This is a genomic window from Inquilinus sp. OTU3971, assembly GCF_038440215.1.
The window spans coordinates 1-3,011 of the sequence record NZ_JASATH010000368.1 but is presented as its reverse complement, the minus strand read 5'-3'; the positions used below and the strand labels follow the sequence as shown (position 1 = coordinate 3,011).

The following is a 3,011-nucleotide window of genomic DNA, read 5'->3' as shown; positions in this document are numbered from 1 at the left end:
CTAAGAGCGGCTACATCTATTCGGCCCGTCCTGGGATGACGACATAGAACGGGCAGAAAACCACGCTAAGGGGACAAACCCGGAATGTCAGGCCGCCATCAGCTCAACAGAAGCAAGAAGCGGCCGGAACCCGTCGCCATCGAGCCGGGGCGGCTCTGTCCAGATGTAATCGCCGGTCAGGTTGATGTGCTGCCAGCTGAGCGGCGCCACGTGGGGCAGCAGGTCGCTCGGGATCTTCGGAACAAGCTGGTCCTCCACCGCCCGGTACTGCCTGCTGCCGACCACCCAGACGTCGCCAGCTCGCAGCCGGTCCCGCAACTCGGCAAAGAGACAAAGCTCGTAGGCGGCAGCATCGATGGCACCGTCACGCAGCACGATCGGCCGCCAACCGCGGCGGATGAACCGTAAGCGTGATCCGACGACCGCCTGTTGGCGTTGACAGGGAGGCTCCAGAATAGGTGTCCACTTACTTTAGATGGACACCTGTTGAGGAGTGAGCGGTGTCGTCGGGAGTAACGCGCCGGCACTCGGGAGGCGTGCTCGCTGCGATTGATCGCGATACCTGGAGCCTTTTGGTGCGAGAAATTCTCTCGGACGATCTGACCACTGGTTTGTCATGACACTCATCGCATTGAACCGATCGGCTATCCGGGCGCTGCGGACCTCGATCGAGGCGCCTCGTTTCGATCCAACCCCGATCAAAGCTGGCATCGTCCATCTCGGCCTCGGTGGTTTTTATCGCGCGCATATGGCCTGGTATACCCACGAACTGATGGAGCGGGACGCATCGGCGCTGGGGTGGGGCATCCTCGGCAGCGTGCTGATGTCGAAAGACCGGCGCATGGTGGAGTCTCTCGCTCCGCAGGATAGCCTCTACATCGTTGCCCCACCGTACAATAAAGGGATCAAACATGGCCAAAAGCCCAATTCTCACCATATCCAACTCGGGGCCAGGCATTTCGCTGCCGCAGATCGAGGCGGAGTGTGGTCCGCTTATTTTCCCGGGAGCGGACCAGTTCATCAAATTTTACCAGAAGCATAACGGTGGTCGGCCTAACAAGACGACGACAGCCGAGCCGATTTATTCAACGATTGACATATTTTACCCCATAGCCTCTTCCGGTCGCCCTGGGGTAGCTACCATTGCTGAAGTGACGGCCGGGATGGAGAAAAGAGACAGATCTTATTTCGGGAAAATGCTCATCTTCGGCCAAGATGCGGGCGCTAATCTGTTTTGTGTGGAAAGAGCGACCGGCGTCATCTATTTTGTCCCGCTCGACTATGGCGACCTCTTTGCCGAGAACGCTGCAAGGCTTGCGGGTTCCTTCCAGACATATCTAGATAAACTACAACTGTTTGACACGGTCTACGGCGACTAACGACGTCACCTTCAGTATATTGACAACCAGCCAGCGTATCAGAGCGTCGCCGACGATTTTGGGCTTGCGCACCGTGCTTTGAGAGTCCTTTTGGAAAGTCAGAGATGGGCAATTCTGCGGATGTGGAGCGTGTGGCGGACAGATTGTAGACCTCGCCGCTGGCTTTGACCGTCGACAGGCCGATGCCGCTGATGCCGACCCCGCCGACATTGAAGGGGGCACCTCAAGGTTTTACCGCCAGAGCACGCTAGGCCGGACATAAAGGGAACTAGGAACTTTTATGATCCAATTGCCCCGCTGCATGACGCGTTTCGTTCTGCCTCCGGGGGTCGGGACATCCCAGATTGTGCAATGCGGCCTTTCTCATTCAACCAACGAGAGCCCAGACAAAACAAGCTGTTATACCGAGCGGTAGAGCGAGGCGGAGCGCTTAGCGTATTCTGGCGATAAGATCTTGCGGCACTCCCTTATATCGACCAGACGTTGGGGATTATTCATCCATCAGGAGCTTACCCGTAAAATTCCCCTGCCACAGGCTCGAATGCCGCCGGTAGCCGCGGGCGGTGCGGGCGTCCTTCCAGCGGCCGTGCTGCATCGCCGCCTCGAGCGGCACGCCCTTGCGATCGGCGGCGGTCATCATGCCGGCGCGCAGGCTGTGTCCGGAAAACTCCCCCTCCCCCAGCCCCGTCCCCTTGATCACCCGCTTCACGAGCCGGGCGACGGTCTTGGTGTCGATCGGCTGCAGCCGGCCGTCGACGCCATAGGTCAGATGGCCGCCGCGGTCGATCCGGCAGAACAGCGGCCCGGGCGTGTCGCCCCGCGCCGCGAGCCAGGCCGAGACCGCGGTGACGGCGCAGAGCGGCGATGCCGGCACCGCCTGGACGCCGACCTCCTCGCCCCGGCGTTCCTGGTCGGTCTTGGAACCGGCCACGAACAGCACCAATCCCTCGGCCGTGAAGCTCACATCCCGCAGGTCGAAGCCGGCCAACTCGGAGCGGCGGAAGCCGCCGGCGAAGCCGGTCAGCAGCAGCACCCGGTCGCGCAAACACCGCTTCGGCGCCGGCGCCGTGCTGGGATCGAGGAGCAGCAAGACCGCCCGCAGGTTTTCCTCGAGGAGCGCCGACTTCTTCTCCGGCCGGACACCCTTGGTCCGGCGCAGGCCGGCGAGGAAGGCCTGGAACTGGACGTCGTCGAACGGCAGGGGGCGGCCGAGCCGGCGCCGGACCTCGAGCACCGCGGCGCGGCGGAGCTCGATGGTGGAGAGCTTCCGGGTCTCCGACAGGGCGGTGAGGTGCATCGCCAGCCAGGAGGCGTCGGCGCGCTGCGGATCGAGGCCGAAGCCGAGGCACCATTCGCTCCACTGCCGCCAGGCCGAGCCATAGGCCTTCCGGGTGTTGGCCGAGAGCGAGGCCTCGACCAGCGCGTCCGCGCGCTCGGCCAGGCGGCGGATCTCGGCAATCTGCGCGTCGGTGAGCGCGGCGTCCGGCAGCACCGCGGCCGCCATTGTCTCGCGCGGATCGACCGCCGTGATGTCGTCTTGCATGGTCCCCTCCCCTCCCCCGCTCACGGGCCCGCCGGCAGGGCCCGCGACCACAGCACCACGACCGGATGGAACCGGACGAGCGAGATCCG

General features: G+C 63.0%; 3 protein-coding genes and 1 pseudogene. 2 read left to right on the top strand and 2 right to left on the bottom strand.

Translation table 11 applies throughout. The annotated features are described in order from the left end of the window. Positions 1-87 precede the first annotated feature (87 nt). The gene (locus AAHM41_RS39695) at positions 88-375 is read right to left on the bottom strand and encodes a hypothetical protein (RefSeq protein ID WP_342242161.1); all 288 of its coding nucleotides are present in this window, start codon (positions 373-375) and stop codon (positions 88-90) included. Positions 376-616: 241 nt separating this feature from the next. Between AAHM41_RS39695 and AAHM41_RS40800 the strand changes: the two are divergent. Both AAHM41_RS40800 and AAHM41_RS39690 read left to right on the top strand, forming a co-directional pair. After that, positions 617-871, top strand: a pseudogene (locus AAHM41_RS40800) (hypothetical protein); the annotation flags it as partial. A 40-nt stretch (positions 872-911) separates the two neighbouring features. Next, positions 912-1,379, top strand: coding sequence for an SMI1/KNR4 family protein (locus tag AAHM41_RS39690; protein ID WP_342242160.1), 468 nt, complete (start codon positions 912-914; stop codon positions 1,377-1,379). A gap of 490 nt (positions 1,380-1,869) precedes the next feature. Here the strand turns inward: AAHM41_RS39690 and AAHM41_RS39685 are convergent, their stop codons facing one another. Beyond that, complete coding sequence (locus AAHM41_RS39685) at positions 1,870-2,922, bottom strand: site-specific integrase (protein WP_342242159.1); 1,053 nt, start codon at positions 2,920-2,922, stop codon at positions 1,870-1,872. Between the last annotated feature and the right edge of the window lie 89 nt (positions 2,923-3,011).